The sequence below is a fragment of the Mesorhizobium sp. M7A.F.Ca.CA.002.15.2.1 genome (assembly GCF_003998715.1).
In the GTDB taxonomy this organism is placed as follows: domain Bacteria; phylum Pseudomonadota; class Alphaproteobacteria; order Rhizobiales; family Rhizobiaceae; genus Mesorhizobium; species Mesorhizobium ciceri.
On sequence record NZ_RZPI01000903.1, the window covers coordinates 1 to 1,803 of the forward strand.

Annotated in this window: 2 protein-coding genes and 1 pseudogene; all 3 read right to left on the reverse strand. The window is 63.4% G+C overall.

Going from position 1 to position 1,803, the window contains the following annotated elements:
* Positions 1–314: alpha/beta hydrolase-fold protein (locus ENZ74_RS30920; RefSeq protein WP_245471049.1), on the reverse strand; the 314-nt coding region annotated here is incomplete at its 3' end.
* 102 nt (positions 315–416) lie between these two features.
* The gene (locus tag ENZ74_RS30925) at positions 417–1,226 is read right to left on the reverse strand and encodes a formylmethanofuran dehydrogenase subunit C (RefSeq protein ID WP_063167860.1); all 810 of its coding nucleotides are present in this window, start codon (positions 1,224–1,226) and stop codon (positions 417–419) included.
* A pseudogene (locus ENZ74_RS30930) lies at positions 1,223–1,803 on the reverse strand (formylmethanofuran--tetrahydromethanopterin N-formyltransferase); the annotation flags it as partial. The pseudogene ENZ74_RS30930 and the gene ENZ74_RS30925, both read right to left, overlap by 4 nt.

Consider the following 1,803-nt stretch of genomic DNA (forward strand, 5'->3'; position numbering starts at 1 on the left):
AGATAAAAGCCGGCGCCGCCGCCAAACTGCCAATTGTCCTTGTCATCAGGGATGTCGGCGCCGCGCGGACTGGTGTCTGGACAGACGACGATCAGGCCAAGTTCGGCGGCCATGCGCCTGTATTCGCCTTTGTCCATGACATTTTGATGGGTGCAGGTCAGTCCCGAGAGATACCACACCACGGGGCAAGGCGTTTCCCGGGCCTGTGGAGGCACGAAAACGGCAAACGTCATGTCGCAACGGCAACTCGTCGAGAAATGGGAATAGACGCCCTGCACGCCGCCATGGGCTTTCGTCTGAGAGATGATTTTCATGTGTTCTCCACGTTGCGGGTCGGATGACGGTCGGCCCCACCACTGCCACCCAGCGGCAAGCACTTGCGTCCTGCCATCGTATGGTTCCTGTGTCGACGGATCTCAGCGCGGAAAAAGAACATCGCCCATTCCGAGCACTGCGTTATCCCCGCCATATTTGCGCGGTGCGCTCCCCAGAAGCGGCCGTTTCAAAATGCCCTCGGCGATCAGATGACGATCGATGATGGCGGCGAAAACGCTCTCGGGCGCGCCGCATTCGACGAAGCTCGGCGACATGCGTGCCGGCGCGCGATCGAGAAGGATCGAACCGCGACGCATCAGATAGCCAGGCATCTCACCGGTGCCACCGGCCACCACCAAGGTGCCGGCGATCATGCGGCTGCCGGCATGGTCGCCGGAGCCTTTCAGCACCGCGACCAGGCCGCGCCGCATGCGGTCCGCCGCGAAGGCGCCCGCTCTGCCCCTGACGATCAACACACCGCCGTTCATGCCGGCCAGTTCCCCGACGAGCGGCGCACCGAGGTGGTCGCCGGCATTGCCTGTTATCTCAAGCCTGCCGCCGCGCATGCCGGAGCCGGCGTATGGACCCGCATTGCCTTCGATCGTGAGCTTGCCACCCCGCATGGCGCGCCCGGCCTGGGCGCCGGCATTGCCAACGAGGCGAACCGACCCACCCCGCATGCCTTGCGCCACAAGGTCAAGGCGCATGCTTCCGCCCTCGAACACGATGCTTGCCGGATCGCTGCCGGCGACGCGAAAAATGTCGCCCACCTTCGATCCGAGCTTCGACATGCCGATCTGGATTCTTTCGACGTCGCGCCTTTCGATCCCGGCCAGCCGCTCCGGCGTCAGCGGCGACAGGTCAAGGCGCTCCGGCGGCTCGGCAACCAGGGTGAAGGTCAGCGCCTTCATGGCAGCATATCCTTCAGCGAGTAGATGAATTTCCCGAGCTTGCCGCCGTAATTGCCGGCGCTGATCCGAACCGCGCCTCTTTGCGGTCCGAGCTCTATGACAGCCTTGATGCCCGCCTTCATCGCGGCGGCAACTGCATCATTGGTCTCACCATCGATGACGATTTCCAGGACGGCGTTGATGTCGGGACCGAGTTCACTCGCGACGACGCCGCGCAGTGTCGGCGCGTAGGCTTCGTTGGCCGAGGCGATCATGCCTTTGTATTTGCCACCGATCTTGGAACCCGAACGGGCAATGCCGCCCGGAAACGGCACGATGGCGCCAGGCACCATGCCGATCGCACCGACGGCGGCCTCGGCAGCGGCCAAAGCGTTGGCGCTGCTTTGCGCCATGACAAAGAAATTGCCGCCACCGACAGCTTCCTTCGTCAGTCCGGTCGTTGCTTCGCACAGGAACTCGCCATCCATGACGGGAATACGCCAGAAATGCCTGTCGCCGATCTTCTTGGAGATTTGCCAGCCGTCGCCGAAATAACGCAGTGCCGAACCGAGCTTGAGCTCGGCGCTGCCCTGCAGCC

Excerpts from the sequence above, each read along its gene's own strand:
- ENZ74_RS30925 (WP_063167860.1), bottom strand. The coding sequence starts at position 1,226 with ATGAAGGCGCTGACCTTCACCCTGGTTGCCGAGCCGCCGGAGCGCCTT.